The 16,629-nt window shown below is 67.9% G+C and carries 14 protein-coding genes; 7 read left to right on the top strand and 7 right to left on the bottom strand.

Annotated elements, in window-relative coordinates; all coding sequences use genetic code 11:
• Positions 1-136 precede the first annotated feature (136 nt).
• From VIK36_RS17880 to VIK36_RS17860, 5 genes are all read left to right on the top strand, one after another.
• On the top strand, positions 137-2,281 hold the full coding sequence (locus VIK36_RS17880) for an Hsp70 family protein (protein WP_324643020.1): 2,145 nt from the start codon (positions 137-139) through the stop codon (positions 2,279-2,281).
• Position 2,282: 1 nt separating this feature from the next.
• The gene (locus tag VIK36_RS17875; protein ID WP_324643019.1) at positions 2,283-4,367 is read left to right on the top strand and encodes a LuxR C-terminal-related transcriptional regulator; all 2,085 of its coding nucleotides are present in this window, start codon (positions 2,283-2,285) and stop codon (positions 4,365-4,367) included.
• A 164-nt stretch (positions 4,368-4,531) separates the two neighbouring features.
• On the top strand, positions 4,532-5,632 hold the full coding sequence (locus VIK36_RS17870) for an IniB N-terminal domain-containing protein (RefSeq protein WP_324643018.1): 1,101 nt from the start codon (positions 4,532-4,534) through the stop codon (positions 5,630-5,632).
• 117 nt (positions 5,633-5,749) lie between these two features.
• The gene (locus tag VIK36_RS17865) at positions 5,750-7,630 is read left to right on the top strand and encodes a dynamin family protein (RefSeq protein WP_324645307.1); all 1,881 of its coding nucleotides are present in this window, start codon (positions 5,750-5,752) and stop codon (positions 7,628-7,630) included.
• Positions 7,627-9,120 carry a dynamin family protein gene (locus VIK36_RS17860; RefSeq protein WP_324643017.1) on the top strand — a complete coding sequence of 498 codons (1,494 nt, stop codon included), beginning with the start codon at positions 7,627-7,629 and terminating at the stop codon, positions 9,118-9,120. The genes VIK36_RS17865 and VIK36_RS17860 overlap by 4 nt, the downstream gene beginning before the upstream one ends.
• Before the next feature lie 30 nt (positions 9,121-9,150).
• Here the strand turns inward: VIK36_RS17860 and VIK36_RS17855 are convergent, their stop codons facing one another.
• Positions 9,151-9,720: a hypothetical protein gene (locus VIK36_RS17855; RefSeq protein ID WP_324643015.1), complete on the bottom strand. Its 570-nt coding sequence runs from the start codon at positions 9,718-9,720 to the stop codon at positions 9,151-9,153.
• A 5-nt stretch (positions 9,721-9,725) separates the two neighbouring features.
• On the bottom strand, positions 9,726-10,115 hold the full coding sequence (locus VIK36_RS17850; RefSeq protein ID WP_324643014.1) for a PLD nuclease N-terminal domain-containing protein: 390 nt from the start codon (positions 10,113-10,115) through the stop codon (positions 9,726-9,728).
• 61 nt (positions 10,116-10,176) lie between these two features.
• Between VIK36_RS17850 and VIK36_RS17845 the strand changes: the two genes are divergently transcribed.
• A complete protein-coding gene (locus VIK36_RS17845; RefSeq protein ID WP_224026972.1) occupies positions 10,177-10,488 on the top strand; it encodes a DUF4229 domain-containing protein in 312 nt (103 codons plus the stop codon).
• Here VIK36_RS17845 and VIK36_RS17840 read toward each other — a convergent pair.
• From VIK36_RS17840 to VIK36_RS17820, 5 genes are all read right to left on the bottom strand, one after another.
• Entirely contained in the window at positions 10,485-11,366 is an 882-nt protein-coding gene (locus tag VIK36_RS17840; RefSeq protein WP_255173193.1) for a 1,4-dihydroxy-2-naphthoate polyprenyltransferase, read from the bottom strand. The genes VIK36_RS17845 and VIK36_RS17840 overlap by 4 nt on opposite strands.
• Positions 11,367-11,441: 75 nt before the next feature.
• Positions 11,442-12,665, bottom strand: a complete 1,224-nt coding sequence (locus VIK36_RS17835) for an AMP-binding protein (RefSeq protein WP_324643013.1) — start codon at positions 12,663-12,665, stop codon at positions 11,442-11,444.
• A gap of 12 nt (positions 12,666-12,677) precedes the next feature.
• Positions 12,678-13,631, bottom strand: coding sequence for a 1,4-dihydroxy-2-naphthoyl-CoA synthase (locus VIK36_RS17830; protein ID WP_324643012.1), 954 nt, complete (start codon positions 13,629-13,631; stop codon positions 12,678-12,680).
• A 22-nt stretch (positions 13,632-13,653) separates the two neighbouring features.
• Positions 13,654-14,094: a VOC family protein gene (locus VIK36_RS17825; RefSeq protein WP_324643011.1), complete on the bottom strand. Its 441-nt coding sequence runs from the start codon at positions 14,092-14,094 to the stop codon at positions 13,654-13,656.
• Positions 14,095-14,145: 51 nt separating this feature from the next.
• Positions 14,146-14,907: a CPBP family intramembrane glutamic endopeptidase gene (locus tag VIK36_RS17820; protein WP_255173189.1), complete on the bottom strand. Its 762-nt coding sequence runs from the start codon at positions 14,905-14,907 to the stop codon at positions 14,146-14,148.
• Between the two features lie 208 nt (positions 14,908-15,115).
• Between VIK36_RS17820 and VIK36_RS17815 the strand changes: the two genes are divergently transcribed.
• Complete coding sequence (locus VIK36_RS17815; RefSeq protein WP_255173188.1) at positions 15,116-16,576, top strand: amino acid permease; 1,461 nt, start codon at positions 15,116-15,118, stop codon at positions 16,574-16,576.
• Positions 16,577-16,629 lie beyond the last annotated feature (53 nt).

The raw sequence follows: 16,629 nt of genomic DNA, 5'->3' as shown, positions 1-16,629 counted from the left end.
CGCAACGCGGCAACTGGCCGCTGAATAACCATTCGATGTAGCAACAGGGCTGTCCGATGGTCCGTCGGAAATGCTACGTTGGTGACGTTCACTGTGATGAAGCTTGCATGTGGACCGCCAGCCTTCCGAGGTAACCATGAGCTACGCTCTCGCCGTAGACGTCGGGACCAGTTTCACGGCAGCCGCCGTTGTTCGTTTTCACCATGGTCCCTCCGCTGTGCCTGAGTGCCTGCCTTTGGGCGCGCGTGGAGCATCGGTTCCCTCCGTGGTGTACTTCCCGGAGGAAGGCACTGTCCTGGTGGGCGAGGTCGCGGAACGCCGCGGTCTGGACTCGCCGGAACGCGTGGTGCGGGAATTCAAACGCCGCATCGGCGACGACGTTCCCATCATCCTGGGCACCCTGGCGCTGCAGCCGGAGGACGTCTTCGCCACCATGGCCCGTTGGGTGGCAGACCGCGCGGCCGAACGCGAGGGGGGCCCGCCGTCTGCCGTCTACCTCACCCACCCCGCTGCGTGGGGCATCCACCGCCTGTCCGTCATCCGCGCCGCCCTCGCCGCCCACGGTTTGGAAAACGTCACCCTCCTTCCCGAACCCGAAGCCGCGGCACTGCACTACGCCTCGCAGGTGCGGGTGGAGGAGGGCAGCACCATCGCGGTGTACGACCTCGGCGGCGGCACCTTTGATACCGCGGTCCTGCGGAAGTCCGGCAGCAGCCGCTTCGAACTGCTGGGCCGTCCGGAGGGCATCGAAGACCTGGGCGGGGCCGACTTCGACGCAGCTGTGTTCAGCTATGTTGCCGGGCACGCCGGCAGCGCCCTGGCAGACCTCGACCCCACCGACCCCGCGGCCATCGGGGCGCTGGCCCGCCTCCGGCGCGAATGCGTGGAGGCCAAGGAAGCCCTGTCCTCGGACAGTGAGGCGAGCATTCCCGTGCTCCTGCCCGGTGTCCAGCAGCAAATCCGCCTGGTCCGCTCCGAGTTCGAGGCCCTGATTGAAGAGCCCGTGCGGGAGACGGTGGACGCGCTGGAGCGCTCCCTGGCCCAGCTCCACCTGGAACCGGCAGACCTGTCCGCGGTGCTGCTGATCGGCGGCTCGTCCCGGATCCCCCTGGTAGCGCAGGTGGTGTCGGAAGAGCTGGACCGGCCCATTGCCGTGGACGCGGATCCCAAGTCCTCCATTTGCCTCGGCGCGGCCGTGGCCGCGCTCCTCGCCCACGCTGCAGCCCACGCAGAAACGGCAGCGCTCGAAACTGAAGCGGCAGGAATTGAAACGTCCGCCGCTGGGGCACCGCCCGCCGTCGTGCCCTCCGCGGTGCCACCCGCACCCTCCGGACCAGGCCTGCCCAGCTGGTCACGCAAATATACGACGACGGCTGGAGCCGGCGCGGGGCACGGCACCGTCCAGACGGCACGGCGGGGGGAAAGGGGAGCACACGCCCCGAAACCCACGGTCCGCGTCACGGCTGTTGCCGCTGCCGCAGCCCTCCTGACGGTCCTCACCGCCACTGCCGCCCAGAGTCCCGACGGTTTCGGAAGCCTGACAGCCATGTTCGTGCCGCAGGCCGGAGCGAGCACCGGCGGCGGATCCGCAGGCGCCGGCGGGGCGGAAGCACCAGGTGGAGGGGGAGCAGCAGCCGTTGCGGCGCCCCAGCCCCTCGCGGGCGTCGAGGCCAGCGCCAAGAAGCCAAACGCCCAGCAGCCCGGACTCGATGCGTCCGCCTCACCCACCGGCAGCCAATCCCCGGCCGGCGGCCCCACTGCGGGTGCCCCTGTAGCCGCCGGCGAAGCCCCTGCAGCGAATCCGCCCTCAGTAACGGGGGGCAACACGCCGGGGACAGCCATCGTTCCCGATTCAGCCACCCTGGGCCCCGCAACGCCAACGGCCACCACGCAGCCGGTCCCCACCGGGCCTGCCCCCACCGGCACCCCGGCCCCAACAACCGCCCCACCAACGACCACTGCCCCGCCAACGACCACTGCCCCGCCAACACCCACGCCGCCGGGCACGTCGTCGCCCGGCACGACGATTGACCCGACGCTTGGCTCCGGAACCGCTCCCGCTGACCCCGGGACGTCTTCCCCCACCACCGGGGGAGCGACCCCCACCATCCTGCCCACCACCATGGCGGCTCCGGCCCCCACGGGTGCCCCGCTCGTGTCCCCCACGACCGACCTAACCCCCACCCCCACCGTTGCACCTTCACCCACGCCGGAGGAGTCCACCGTGACTCCAACGGACACCGCCGTCGCAACGGCCACGACCACCTCTCCGGGGGCCTGACATGGACGGACACATCCAGCGGGCGGAACGGCCCGTACCCCTGCTCACCGCACCCGACCACCAGGGCCATCCGCCCCACGCCGCGGAGCTGATGGCCAAGCAGTTGAAGGGTGCAAACGCTGCCGTCCGGGAGCTGCTGCTGGCACTTTCGGTGGGCTTCGCCCTGCCGGGACCGCTTCCGGCGGACCTCCAGAACAAGTTCGTCAGCGGAACGGTGGAGGACCTTGATGCCCTGGTGGACCGTGCCGAAGCCGCAGGCCTGCTGCGGCCGGACGGAACGGTGGTGGGCACAGCCCAACACGCCCTGCTGACCGCCACCCCCACGGCCAAGGTGCACGCGCTCCAGCGTGAGCTCGTGACGGTCTTCGCCTCCGCAGGACAGCCGCTGGGGAACCTCGCCCGCGAGCTGGCCAGGGGAGGCCTTGCCGATCCACGGGTGGCCGCGGAACTGGAGCAGGCTGCGAACGCCGTGCTGGAGAACGACCCCAGGCTGGCGTCCCAACTCTACGAGGAAGCGCTCCTGGCCGGCGCCGACCCGCTGGCCACCGCAGCCAGGCGCGCCCAGGCCGCAGCCGGTGACGGGGAACTGGACGCCGCGGCCCGCATCATCGACGCGCTCCTGGTCAGCCCGGACCCGCCGGACGTACGCCGCGGAGCCGATGTCGCCGCCTCCGTCTGGGCGCAGCGGGGAATGCTGGCCCGGGGAGCCGACGTGTACAGCTGGCTTGGTCCCGGACGGGTGGGCCCCTCCGCGCCCCTCGCCGCGGTAGCCATGATCGGCGCCGGTGACCGGGCGGCCGCGGAGGCCTTCTTCCGGCCCGATGCTCCGGCGGCCTCCCCAACGCTGCTTGCGGCCGCCCTGGTCCAGACCGGCCAGGGAATCCTGGCCTCCCTGGGGGACAAGCCGCAACAGGGCATCTCCATCCTGATCCATGCCTCGGACATGCTGAACTCCGCGGGCACGGCCCTTCCGCTGCCGGAAACACCGGCCGCGCTGGCAGCCCTGCTGGCCCTGCACAGCGGTGAGCCGCACCTGGCGGAGACGGTCTGCAAGGCGGCAGCCGCAGCCGGACAGGGAGGCAATGCCGCCCAGCCAAGGCTCCTGCTGCTCCAGGCCTGGGCGGCGATGATGCAGGACAAACTCGAGGACGCCCGCCTGGCAGCCACGGAAGCGGCCAAAGCCAACCATTGGCCTCTGGTCCCGCGCGACGAGTTCATGTGCGCTGCCCTGGAGGTGGGGCTTGCACGCCGGAACGGCGACGTACCGGAGCTGCTCCGGGCATGGGAACGGGCACGCGAAGCCATGCTCCACACCTCGGTGGACCTCTACAACCTGCTGCCGTGGGGCGAACTGCTGATCGCCGCGGCCCGGCTGCGCGAGACGCGCCGGGTGGCGCAATACCTGGAGGACGCCTGGAAGCTGCTGGGCCGCCTGGGTGGTCCTGCGCTGTGGTCCGTTCCCCTGCACTGGTCGGCCGTCCAGGCTGCGCTGCTGAATGAAAGCCCTGCCGATCTTGCTCCCCACGCAACGGCGCTGGCGCGGGCCTCCACCCACAGCCAGCTTGCCGCAGTGCTCGCCACGGCGGGCAAAGCCTGGGTCTCGGTGCTCGCCGGCCGGTTCCGAACCGCCGATGTGGAGAGTGCTGCCCGGCTCCTGGGTGCGGTGGGAATGCCCTGGGAGGGTGCACGGCTGGCCGGGCACGCCGCCGCCCGGGCCGACGAGCGCCGGGACATGATGCGCCTGCTCTCCTGTGCACGGGACCTACACCCCCAAGGCAGTCCTGCCGCCGGAGCATCAGGGGCGGCGGAGGTACAGGCAGGAACCGGTACTGACGCCGGCAAGGCGGGGCAGCCCGACGCCTCCGGCTTGAGCGAGCGCGAAAAGGAAGTGGCCAGGCTGGTGCTTGAGGGCAAGACCTACCGGGAGATCGGCGAAGCAATCTACATTTCGCCCAGGACCGCCGAGCACCACATTGCCAGGATCCGGCGCCGGCTGGGAGCGGAAAACCGTTCCGACCTGCTGGCCCGTCTGCGCCTGGCCCTTGGCGTGGAACATTCCCAGCCGCTGAATCCGCAGCAGGAATAACCCCTAATCCCCCTAGACACGGGGGTGCCAGTGCCCCGGAACAGCGTCCGGGGGTAGGGGGAAAGCGCCCGATGCACCGTCCCCGGCGGCGAATTTAGGTTTGAAGCAACCGGATACGTACACCGGATGATCCACAACTCCACGAAGATGTGAGGACCACGCATATGCCAACACTCGCAAACGACCTTGTTCAGTTCCTGATGCAGCTCTTCGGCAACCGGGAGGCGATTCAGGAGTTCCTGGATGACCCCGAGCGGGCACTGCAGGAACACGGCCTGGCCAACGTGTGCTCGGCTGACGTTGACGCCGCCATGCCGGTGGTCCTCGACTACGCTCCCATCACCGTCAATGCCACCTCCTTCGCCCGGGAGCACACAACCGGCGGCAACAGTGTGTGGGCCGGACAGACAGGGACGCTGGGCGGTCACGGCGCGGGCCCCTCCGCCCTCCATGGCGGAGGGGCCGTTGCCGGGCAGGGGGGCGCCGGCTACGACCAGGACGACCACGCCCATGCGGTCCAGCAGCTCCACCACGTGGTGAACCACTTCTCCTACACCACCAACACCACCATGCTGGATGACCGCGTCACCATTACCGACCAGTCCGTCAACCAAAACATCTGGGCGCACGGGGACGTGGAGCAGTGGTTCGACAACGATGCCGTGGTGGCCTCCGGCGACCAGGCCGTGGCCGCAGGTGACGACGCCGCCGTCCGGGACTCCAACAACGTCAGGGACTCCTACAACACCGACCATTCGACCGATAACTCCACGGACAACTCCATCCATGCCGGCAGTGACGTCAGCATCGGCAACGAGCAGACGGACATCTCCGACTCCTTCAACACCGATCTCGGCCTGGACGTGGACGATTCCTTTAACGACAACTCCGACAATTCCCACCACGCGGATTACTCGGACCATTCCACCAGCACCGACGTGGACGTGGAGGTCCGGGACTCATTCAACGACAATTCCGACAACTCCACCCACAACTCCGTGGCGGTTGACGACTCCTACAACCAGGACAGCTCCACCCTGGTTGAGGATTCCTTCAACCAGGACAGCTCCACCACTGCCGCGGTGGATGTCCACGTGGACGACTCGTTCCAGGAAAACCCAGCCACCAGCATCGTTGAAGACAACCTGGTGGTGGCGGACAACCAGCTCGATTTCACGGAGGACAACTCCACGCACACGGATGTTGACCTGGACAACCACACCACCATCGACGATTCGGTGGTTGACGACTCCACCGTGCTGTAACACGCTATTCCCGTGAGGCGAACCACCCGGATCCGCCTCACGGGAACAGATCTTTTTGGCACTGGGGCAGGGGGACAGGCTGTGGCAGATGCAGGACCGGCACGGCCGGCGGGGCCCATGACGGCCGGACAGCTGGCCAAGCTCGTGGAGCAGGGCCTGCAGCTGGTGGGTGCCGGGGACCGCGAGGACCTGCGCAGGAGGCTGGGCCAGGCCATGGTCCGGCTGCAGGACCCCAGCATCAGGGTCATTGTGGTGGGGGAGTTCAAACAGGGGAAGAGCAAGCTCATCAACGCCCTGGTGAACGCCCCGGTATGCCCGGTGGATGACGATATTGCCACCTCGCTGCCCACCATCGTCCGCTACGGCGAACCGGCCTCGGCGGCCGTCCTGGTCCCCACGGCGGACAACCAGTCCGGCAACCAGGCGGCCGACTCTGCGGGCGACGGCGGGGACGGCAGCATCGAGCGCCGGCCCATCGAGCTGTCAGAGCTGCCGGCACTCGTCTCCGAGCAGGGCAACCCTGGAAACAGCCGGAAGCTCGCGGCCGCGGAAGTTTGCCTGCCCCGCCGCGTCCTCACCGGGGGACTGACCATCATCGACTCCCCGGGGGTGGGCGGCATGGGCTCCACCCACACGCTGACCACCCTCACCGCCCTTCCCACCGCGGACGCCATGCTGCTGGTCTCGGATGCCTCCCAGGAATACACGGAACCGGAACTGCGGTTCCTGCGCCAGGCCATGCGGATTACCCCCAGCGTTGCCGCCGTCCTCTCCAAGACGGACCTGTACCCGGACTGGCGCCGGGTTGAAGAGCTGGACAGGAACCACCTGGACCAGGTGGCACCGGACATCCCGTTGTTCCCGTTGTCCGCAGACCTCCGCCTCGAGGCCTCACGCCTCCAGGACGCCGAGCTGAACGCCGAATCCGGCTTCCCAGCCCTGGTGTCACACCTGCGAAACGACATCGTGGGCAAGGCGCAGCGCATCCAGCGTCGCTCCGTCAGCCAGGACCTCCTCTCCGTCACCGAAAACCTGCGCCTGTCCCTGCAGTCCGAGCTGGACGCGTTGGAAAACCCCGACGGCACGCCGCAGATGCTCGCAGCCCTGGAGCAGGCCAAAACGGAGGCGGACGAGCTGCGAAAGCGGTCCGCGCGCTGGCAGCTGACGCTTAGCGACGGCATCAACGATCTCATCGCCGACATGGAATACGACCTCCGCGACCGCCTGCGCCGAATTCAACGGGAAGCCGAGAACGCCATCGACCAGGGCGATCCCGGTCCTGTCTGGACGCAATTTTCCGCGTGGCTCGAAGAGTGTGTCGCCGCGGCGGTCTCGGACACCTTTGTCTGGACCAGCGAGCGGTCGCAATGGCTGGCCGCGCAGGTGGCTGAGCACTTCGCCGCAGAGGAGGTGTCACTGCCCGTCCTGCACGTGTCCGACTCCGGGGACGCCCTGGACCCGGTGGACCAGATGCCCGGGCTGGATCCCGGCCGCGTGAACCCGATCCAAAAAGTCCTCATCGGCATGCGGGGATCCTATGGCGGCGTCCTGATGTTTGGACTCCTGACGGGGATTTTCGGGATGGCCCTGATCAATCCGCTCTCCGTGGGTGCAGGGCTGCTGCTGGGACGCAAGGCCTACCGGGAGGACAAGGAAACACGGCTGAAGCGCCGCCAGGGCGAAGCGAAAGCGCTGGTCAGGCGCCAGCTGGACGATGTCACCTTCCAGGTGGGCAAGCAGCTGAAGGACAGGCTGCGCCTGGTTCAGCGGACCATCAGGGACCACTTCACCGATATCGCCGATGAATACCACCGGTCGTTGTCGGACTCGGTGGCAGCAGCCCAAGAGGCAGCCAACTCGTATGCCCAGGAGAAGGAAGGCCGCATCCGGGACATCAGGGCCGAGCTCAAGCGGGTGGACGCGCTGCACCGCGCGGCGGAAGCGGTGGCAGCGGAGGTTGCCGCGGCCGGGACCCGTACCGCGGCAGGGGTGGAATGACGGCGTCCACCACAGCCGGAGCCGCGGCACTGATCCGCGAAGCGCTGGAGGCCTATGCGGATGACCCGGATGCCGTCCAGGCGCTGCAGGGCTACGCGCAGCGGTTGGCCGAGCCCCTGAGGATTGCCGTTGCCGGCATGGTGAAAGCAGGGAAATCCACCCTCCTGAACGCCATCATCGGCGAGGAGATCGCGCCCACGGACACCGGCGAATGCACCCGGATTGTGACCTGGTACCGGCACGGACGCACACCCCGCATTACCGTCCACCCCACGGACGGCGTGCCCCGGAACCTCCCGCTGAAGCGCGTGGACGGGCGCCTGGTCTTCGTCCTGGACGGCGTGCGGGCGGAGGACGTGGAGCGCCTCGACGTCGAATGGCCGTCGCCGGCGCTGAAGGCCATGACGCTGATCGACACCCCCGGCATCGCTTCCCTTTCCCAAGATGTGTCGGCACGGTCCCTCCGGTTCCTGACCCCGGAGGATACGCCGTCGGAGGCTGATGCCGTGATCTACCTGATGCGGCACCTGCACGAATCCGATATCCGGTTCCTGGAGTCCTTCCGTGACATCGGGGCGGGACGCTCGGGCACCGTCAACGCCATCGCCGTGCTGTCCCGGGCCGACGAGGTGGGAGCCGGCCGCATCGATTCCCTGCTGTCCGCCGGCACCATCGCGGAACGGTACAGCCGGGACCCCAACCTTCGGAAGCTGGCGCTGGGCGTTGTTCCGGTGGCAGGGCTCCTGGCCCAAAGCGCCCGCACCCTGCGCCAGGCGGACTTCGAGGCCCTCCAGCTGCTTGCCACCCTGGACCGCGCCGCACGCGAACGGATGCTGCTGTCGGCCGACAGGTTCCGCCGCTCCGCCGAACCGGAGGGACTGACGGAAGAGGCCCGGGCATCACTGCTGGAGCGCTACGGGCTCTTCGGCATCCGGCTCGCCATGGTCCTGGTCCGCAACGGATTCGGGGAGCCCACAGCCCTGGCCCATGAACTCGCCCGGCGCAGCGGCCTGGACCCACTGCTGGAGCTGCTGGACCGCCAGTTCCAGGCGAGGGCCGGGGCGCTGAAGGCCAGGACCGCGCTGGCCGCGGTGGAAGACCTCCTGGCCAGCCGGCCCCGGCCGGGAACGGAGCAGGTGGCGGCATCCCTGGAGCGGCTGCAGGCCGGCGCGCACGAATTCCGTGAGCTCCGGCTGCTGGCGGCGTTGCGGACCACGGGGGTGGAACTGACCCCGGAACTGGCGGCCGAAGCTGAACGGCTCATCGGCGGCCAGGGCGCCACGGCATCCCAGCGGCTGGGGGTGGCGGCCGGTTCGGCTCCCGAGGTGCTGGCGGCCCAGGCCCGCCAGGTGCTGGGCCGCTGGCGCGGGGTCGCTGAAAGCCCGCTGACTGCACGGTCAGCCGTGGAAGCCTGCCGGGTGGTGATCCGCAGCTGCGAGGGCGTGCTGGCCGATTGCACGGGCAGGACGCGGCAGCCGCAATCGGCATAGTGCGGCCGGCAAGGTCAGGACGCGCGCGGCTCAGATCCGCGGACGCTGACGCTTCAGCCAGGCTCCCGCGGGCGGCAGGAACAGGAGCACCAGCCCGGCGAAGGCCAGGAGAAGTTCGGCGCCCCACAGCATCACCACGTAACTGCCCGCGGCGCCACTGGGGACCAGGAACGCGGACGCAAGGACCATGATGGGCAGATGGCCGGCCAGCAGCAGCACCAGGGCCCAGCGGCCCCAGGTCCGGCGGCCCATGACTGCGGCCAGTACAGCGGCCTCCAGCACGGTGACCAGGAGCAGGGCGCCGATGCTGCCCCAGAACACGATGTTCGCTGCGGTTCCCACCGATCCCGCATCGCTTCCCGAGGCCATGTCCGCCACCACCCCGCGAAGCCGCTGCAGATTGGAGTCACGGGCCACGAAGGAGCCCAGCAGGACTGCCAGCCCGGCGGCGAAGCTGAACAGCCACAGCGAGCGGGCAGTGCGGACGGTCCGCGGCGCAGGGGGAGTGACTGGGATGGGCGGTGGCGCTGAGTAGGACAGGCCGGGCCTCGGTGGGGGAGCGGACAGCCGCCGCTCTTCTCCTCCGGACGGGGACGCCATGGGCCTTATTTCAGTCCGTCTGTATCGTGTTCGTCCGTGCCGCGCGGGTGCTTCCCGCCGTCCTCCTTGGCCTTGGACTCCAGCTCGTCACGCAGCTTCTTGAGCCGCTCGGCCTCGGCCTGGCTGCGGCGGCGCGCCTCCAGGTTGCGGAGGAAGTCCGGGTCGTCATCCGGGGCGGTGGGGTGCGGGTAGCTGGGCCGCGGCTGCGCAGTGCCGCGCGGCCGGCCGATCAGCAGCCACAGGACGGCGCCGAGGACGGGGAGGACGATCTGCACGATGATCCACGCGGGTTTCGAAATGCCCCGGGTCAGGCGGCCTTCAGTGCGGATCACGTCCACCAGGCCATACACAAAGATGACGAGGACTGCGACGGCCAAAGCCACACGGAAGAGCATGCCATTAAGTCTATCGTCAGGACGCGCAGGGGCCGCTGGCCGGGGCGGCTAAACTTGAATAGTGGCCTTTTTGAAATATTCCCTGATCCGCCTGGCAATCTTCGTGCCCCTGTTTGTCCTGTTCGCGCTCCTGCAGGTCGGGGCGCTGATGGCGGTTATCTGCGCCGCACTCATTGCGTTTGCCATCAGCTACCTGTTCTTCCAGAAGCAACGCGACGCCGCTTCGGCAGCCCTGCAGCACCGCTTCTCCGGGAAGGCCAAGCCGATGCGTTCGGCCGGTGAGGTCCAGGACGCCAACGCCGAGGACGCCCTGCTGGACGCCAACCCGGACATCACCATCAACAACGCCAAGGGCAGCGGCAAGAAGAGCTAGAACCCGTGGCTGAGGACCAGCCCCAGTGAGAACAGCACGCTGTAGCCGAGGTTGATCAGGCCGGTCTGCTTCAGGACCGGGATCAGGCTCTTGCGCTTGCGGCCGTTGATCATCAGCCAGGCCGGCATCAGGCAGGCCGGAATGAGCAGCAGCACGATCAGGATCCACGGCCGTCCCGGCGCCAGGATCACCACCAGCAGGATGGCCACGGCAAGCATCAGGACGTAGCTTTCGCGCGCATGCTTGTCACCAAGCCGCACGGCCAGGGTTTTCTTGCCGGCCTGCATGTCGGTGGGAATATCCCGGACGTTGTTGGCCATGAGCAGCGCGGTGGCGATCAGCCCGGTGCCGATGGCGCCGATGACAGAGGACAGGCTGATGTGTCCGGCCTGCGTGTAGGTGGTGCCCAGGGTGGCCACCAGGCCGAAGAAGACGAACACGAACAGGTCGCCCAGGCCCATGTAGCCGTAGGGGTTCTTGCCGCCGGTATAACCCCACGCGGCCATGACGCAGCCCAGGCCCACCAGGATCAGCCACCATGCCTGGGTGAGGACCACCAGGACCAGGCCGAACACCATGGCCAGGGCGAAGGCGCCGAACGCCGCCCATTTGACGTGTTCTGGCTTGGCGGCACCGGAGCCCACCAGCCGCAGCGGACCCACCCGGTCATCGTCCGTCCCGCGGATGCCGTCCGAGTAGTCGTTGGCGAAGTTCACGCCCACCTGGAGCAGGAGCGCCACCAGCGCCGCGAGGATCGCATTGGGCAGGAGGAACGAGTCCATTTCGTAGGCGGCGGCAGTGCCGATCAGCACCGGCGCGATCGCTGCCGGCAGCGTCCGGAGTCGGGCGCCTTGGATCCATTGGGCGGCTGTTGCCACGGTTAGTACCTCGTGTTGTTTCGGTAAGACGGCTGGATGGAACGTGTGCACCGGCCGCGGTGGTGCAGGTCCACTCTACTTTCCCCCGTGCCGGGTGCTGAGTTCGGCGGCCATGGCGAGCCGGTCCGGTTTTCCGTTGGGCAGCATCCGCAGGGCAGGTGCGGTGAGGACCGTTTTGGGTGCCAGCACGCCCAATTGCCGCTGCCAGTGCTGTTGAAGCACGACGCCGGGGTCACCGGCTTCCTGCCCGGGCCCGCCTTCAACGGCCGTACTGTTGCCGGCGGCACCTTCAGGTGCCAGCGCCACGTAGGCCGCCACGGCCTGGCCCCATTCCGCGGAAGGGACGCCGGCCACGAAAGCCGCTGCGACGGCGTCGGACTTTTCCAGCTGCTCCTGCACGTGGCCGGCCGAGACCTTGACGCCGCCGGTGATGATGACGTCGTCCGCCCGGCCCAGCACGGTGAGCCGGCCGTCGTCGTCAATCGTGCCGAGGTCGCTGGTGCGGTACCAGCGAACCCCGTCCTCCTCGAAGAATGTTCCGGTTTCCTCATCCGGGGCCTCGATGTACCCGGCAGCCACGGTGTCCCCGCCCAGCAGGATCCGGCCGTCCTCCCCCACCCGGACCGAGACGCCCTCCAGGGGGTAGCCGTCGTACACGCAGCCGCCGGAGGTTTCCGCGGAACCGTACGTGGTGACCACCCGTACTCCTGCGTCGCGGGCGGCATCCAGCAGGGCCGGGGACGCAGGGGCGCCGCCCAGCAGGATGGCGTTGAAACGGCGGAGCACGGCGAGCGTGTCCGGCGAAGGATCGTCCAGGAGCCGCTGGAGCTGCGTGGGAACCAGGGAAGTGAAGCGGATCTTGTCCGTGAGTTCCAGCGCGGCCGACGTGAAGGCCTCCGGGGTGAAGCCGCCGGACATGTCCATGACCCACGGCCGGGTGCCGGCAAAGAGGGACCGCACCAGCACCTGGATGCCGGCCACGAACTGCACGGGCAGCGCCAGCAGCCACTGGCCCTCGCCCTTGAGCCGCAGTGCGGTGGCCATCGAGGACGCCGCCAGGGACTCCACGGTCAGCAGGGTCGCCTTGGGCGTGCCAGTGGAACCGGAGGTGCGGACCACGGCCACGGCGTCGTCGCAGCCGGGGGTCTCCACGTGGCCCACCACCAGTCCGCCGTCCGGTCCAACGGACAGTTCGACGGCGGGACCCTCGCCGTGGAGGGCGGCCGCAAGGGCCTTCAGGGCCGGTTCGATGTTGAGCGGGCCGCCGTGGGCAGTGCTGGGTGAGGCTTCGCTGTTCATTGCCGTCCTGCCTTAGAAGTAGTGCGGGAAGCGTGACCAGTCGGGGTCGCGTTTTTGCAGGAAGGCCTCCTTGCCCTCCACAGCCTCATCCGTCATGTAGGCCAGCCGGGTGGCTTCACCGGCGAACACCTGCTGGCCGGCCAGGCCGTCGTCGGCCAGGTTGAACGCGAACTTCAGCATGCGGATGGCCTGCGGGGACTGCCGGGCGATGTCGGCGGCGTACTTGAGCGCCACCTCCTCCAGGCGTTCGTGGTCCACGGCCTCGTTGACCGCGCCCATGCGAACCATGTCTTCTGCGGAATATTCGCGGGCCAGGAAGAAAATCTCGCGGGCGGTCTTTTGGCCCACCTGCCGGGCCAGGAGCGCCGAGCCGTAGCCGGCGTCGAAGCTTCCCACCGTGGCGTCCGTCTGCTTGAACTTTCCGTGCTGCCGGGACGCGATGGTGAGGTCTGAGACCACGTGCAGCGAGTGTCCGCCGCCGGCCGCCCAGCCGTTGACGACGGCGATGACCACCTTGGGCATGGTGCGCATGAGGCGCTGGACTTCCAGGATGTGCAGCCTGCCGGCCCGGGCGGGGTCGATGGTTTCCTGGGTCTCGCCGTCGGCGTACCGGTAACCGTCCCGTCCCCGGATCCGCTGGTCGCCGCCGGAGCAGAAAGAGTGACCGCCGTCCTTGGGGGAGGGACCGTTGCCGGTCAGCAGGACGGTGGCGACGTCTGGCGTCATCCGGGCGTGGTCCATGGCGCGGTAGAGCTCGTCCACGGTGCCGGGCCGGAACGCGTTGCGGACCTCCGGGCGGTTGAACGCGATCCGGACCGTGGGCAGGTCACGTACCCACACGCCACTGGAATCCCGCTCCACCTGCCGGTGGTAGGTCATGTCCTGGAAGTCCTCGAAGCCGGAGACCACCCGCCAGCGCGTGGGATCGAAGACGTCGGACACCGGGGCGGGGATCTGGTTGCTCACCGTCCAAGTCTAGTAATCGTGCTTAGCTGATGCAGAACTCGTTGCCCTCGGGGTCCGCCATGGTGTGCCAGGAATGCGGTCCCTGCCGAGCGGACCAGAGGAAGGAAGCCCCGCGTGCCTCTAGTTCGCGCCGCACCTCATCCTTGTCCCTGCCGTCCAGCCGGACGTCCCAGTGCACCCGGTTCTTCACCGTTTTTCCCTCGGGCGCCGTCTGGAACAGGATGCGCCGTTCGGGATCCGGCGAGCCAATCTCCTCCGGCGGGCGGATGGCGGCGCCGTCCTTCCACACCAGGTTGCCGCGGTGGGTCATGGACTGGTTTTCGGTGGCATAGCCCTGCTCGATCATGGAGCGGATGAACCCGGCGTCCTGGGGTTCGACCGCCCACTGGAGGGTTTCGGCCCACCAATCGGCAAGCTCATGCGGGCGGGCGGAATCGACAACAATCTGGATGTTCAGTCCCATCCGTCCACGGTAAGGGCGGCCGGGGCGTTGCGGAAGGTCCTGTGCGCGCGCCTAGGCCTGGACGTTCTGCATCTGGTCAAACAGTTCCGGCGGGATGGCGTAAACAAGGATCACGGCCAGCAGGTTCTTGGCGGCGTGCACGAAGTAGGAAAACATGAGGTTCTTCCCGGTCCACATGTAGACGGACACCAGGGTGGCACCCATGGCCAGGTAGGGGAGCAGGGCAGTCAGGGTCAGCGCCTCCTGCCCCACGATGTGCAGCGCGGCGAACAGCACCACGGACAGGGCGCAGCAGATCCAGACGTTCACGCGCCTGGACATCTTGCCGATGAGCAGGTGGCGGAAGATGTACTCCTCCACGAACGGACCCACCACCACCAGCAAAGGCACCATGAGCCACGCCGGGACCTGCTGCATCAGCGCCTGCAGTCCGGCCTGGTTGGCGGAGGTTTCAACCTGCCCGTTCGCGGCCACCACGACGGCGGTCAGGATCATCATCGCGATCACGGCTGCCGGCACCATCAGCAGGGTGAACCAGGGCCGGGTCGCCAGCACTTTGAGATCCCGCGCCACCACCCGGCGGGCGGCCAGGAGGGCGAGTATTCCCACCGAGGCATAGAACAGCAGGTTCACGGCATAGGAGGCTGCTGCGGGGGACGGGGCCACCAGCCGGAGCAGCGGGGCCAGCACATTTCCGGCCACCGCGAAGAACCCCGCAATGGCAACGTAGAGGCACAGCGTCGCCAGGTCCAGGGGGGAGAAACGGTAGAGCTGGGGCTGCGGAGCGGGCGGTAAGCGGTGGGCTGTTGCCATGGTCCCAGCCTATCGCCGGGCGGCGGGGTGTAGTGCGCGTCACGTACCACTCCGGACGGTCTTGTAAGATGTACAGGTCGCGTGAAGCTTCGGCAGTTCGACCGATCCACCCTCACATCTGTTGGTCCTCAGGCCTAAAGGCCGAATTTTGTGAGCTTGATCATACGAAGACCGGATGCGGCCAACCCCCAACCCACAAGGAACAGTTGTGCCTCAAAGTACCCCCACAGACCTAAAGAACAGCACGGCGCCATCCTCCGCCGTCGACCCTTCCCTCAGCGCCGAGGGCTACAAAAAGACGCTGGGCCGACGCCACGTCACCATGATCGCCATGGGCGGCGCCATCGGCGTCGGCCTCTTCATGGGTGCCGGCGGCCGCCTCGCCTCCACCGGTCCCGCCCTGATCTTCTCCTACGCCATCGCCGGCGTCATCGCCTACCTGCTCATGCGGGCCCTGGGCGAGCTCATCATGTACCGCCAGACCTCCGGCTCGTTCGTCAGCTACGCCGGCGAGATGTTCGGCAAGAAGGGCGCTTTCCTCTCCGGGTGGATGTACTTCATCAACTGGGCCATGACCGGCATCGCGGAGCTCATCGCGATCGGCCTGTACTTCCAGTTCTTCTTCCCCAACGTCCCCGTGGAACTGTCCGCCATCGCAGCCCTGGTGCTCCTGGTGGCCGTGAACCTGTTCAGCGTCAAGGCATTCGGTGAATTCGAATTCTGGGCTTCCGTCCTGAAGGTCTCCGCCATCGTCATCTTCCTGGCCGTGGGCACCTTCATGGTGGTCACCAACGCCAAGGTGGGCGACGGCCACGCATCGGTCAACAACCTCTTCGCGGCCGACGGCGGCATGTTCCCCAAGGGCGCCCTGGTCATGATCCTGGTGCTGAACGCCGTGATCTTCGCCTACAACGCCATCGAACTGGTGGGCATCACCGCCGGCGAGATGCAGAACCCGGAACGCGAAGTTCCCAAGGCGATCCGCGCCGTCGTGGTCCGTATCGTCGTGTTCTACGTTGGCTCCGTGACCCTGCTCGCCATGCTGCTGCCCTCGGACCAGTACAAAGCCGGCACCTCCCCGTTCGTCACGGTCTTCGGCCAGATGGGCCTGGGCTGGATGGGCGACGTCATGAACATGATCGTGATCACCGCCGCTTTGTCCTCCTGCAATTCGGGCCTCTACTCGATTGGCCGAATCTTCCGCACCATGGCCAACAACGGCCACGCGCCGCAGTGGCTGACCCGCATGTCCACCCGCCACGTGCCTTACGCGGCGATCCTCGCCATCGGCGCCGTCTACTTGGTGGGCATCCTCCTCAACATCTGGCTGGGCGGCTCACACGCCTTCGACCTCGCACTGAACACCGCCTCCATTGGCGTGATCTTCACATGGGGCTCCATCTTCGCCAGCCAGATCGCGCTGCGGAAGAAGAAGGGCAACGTCTCCAGCCTGCCCATGCCGGGCTCACCCTGGACCAGCTGGGCCGGCCTCATCGCCCTGCTCGCCATCACCGTGCTCATCGGTTTTGACACCATGACCAGCAAGGACGGCGAAGTGTTCTACCTGGGCCTGTGGACGCTGGCCACCATCCCGTTCTTTGCCGTGGTCCTGTGGCTTGGCTGGCAGAAGGTCAAGAACAACCAGCCCAAGAGCGAGCTCTTCAGCTAGCGCTTTCCGGACAACGTTCGACGGCGGGCCGCCCCTTCAGTGGGTGGCCCGCC

It is taken from the genome of Pseudarthrobacter sp. LT1, assembly GCF_035621795.1.
Classification (GTDB): domain Bacteria; phylum Actinomycetota; class Actinomycetes; order Actinomycetales; family Micrococcaceae; genus Arthrobacter.
This window is presented reverse-complemented; position numbering and strand designations above follow the sequence as displayed.

What these genes read in the sequence shown, in the direction of transcription:
- VIK36_RS17880 (WP_324643020.1), top strand. Translation starts at nt 137, where the DNA reads ATGAGCTACGCTCTCGCCGTAGACGTCGGGACCAGTTTCACGGCAGCC.
- VIK36_RS17875 (WP_324643019.1), top strand. Translation starts at nt 2,283, where the DNA reads ATGGACGGACACATCCAGCGGGCGGAACGGCCCGTACCCCTGCTCACC.
- VIK36_RS17870 (WP_324643018.1), top strand. Translation starts at nt 4,532, where the DNA reads ATGCCAACACTCGCAAACGACCTTGTTCAGTTCCTGATGCAGCTCTTC.
- VIK36_RS17865 (WP_324645307.1), top strand. Translation starts at nt 5,750, where the DNA reads ATGACGGCCGGACAGCTGGCCAAGCTCGTGGAGCAGGGCCTGCAGCTG.
- VIK36_RS17860 (WP_324643017.1), top strand. Translation starts at nt 7,627, where the DNA reads ATGACGGCGTCCACCACAGCCGGAGCCGCGGCACTGATCCGCGAAGCG.
- VIK36_RS17855 (WP_324643015.1), bottom strand. Translation starts at nt 9,720, where the DNA reads ATGGCGTCCCCGTCCGGAGGAGAAGAGCGGCGGCTGTCCGCTCCCCCA.
- VIK36_RS17850 (WP_324643014.1), bottom strand. Translation starts at nt 10,115, where the DNA reads ATGCTCTTCCGTGTGGCTTTGGCCGTCGCAGTCCTCGTCATCTTTGTG.
- VIK36_RS17835 (WP_324643013.1), bottom strand. Translation starts at nt 12,665, where the DNA reads ATGAACAGCGAAGCCTCACCCAGCACTGCCCACGGCGGCCCGCTCAAC.
- VIK36_RS17825 (WP_324643011.1), bottom strand. Translation starts at nt 14,094, where the DNA reads ATGGGACTGAACATCCAGATTGTTGTCGATTCCGCCCGCCCGCATGAG.
- VIK36_RS17820 (WP_255173189.1), bottom strand. Translation starts at nt 14,907, where the DNA reads ATGGCAACAGCCCACCGCTTACCGCCCGCTCCGCAGCCCCAGCTCTAC.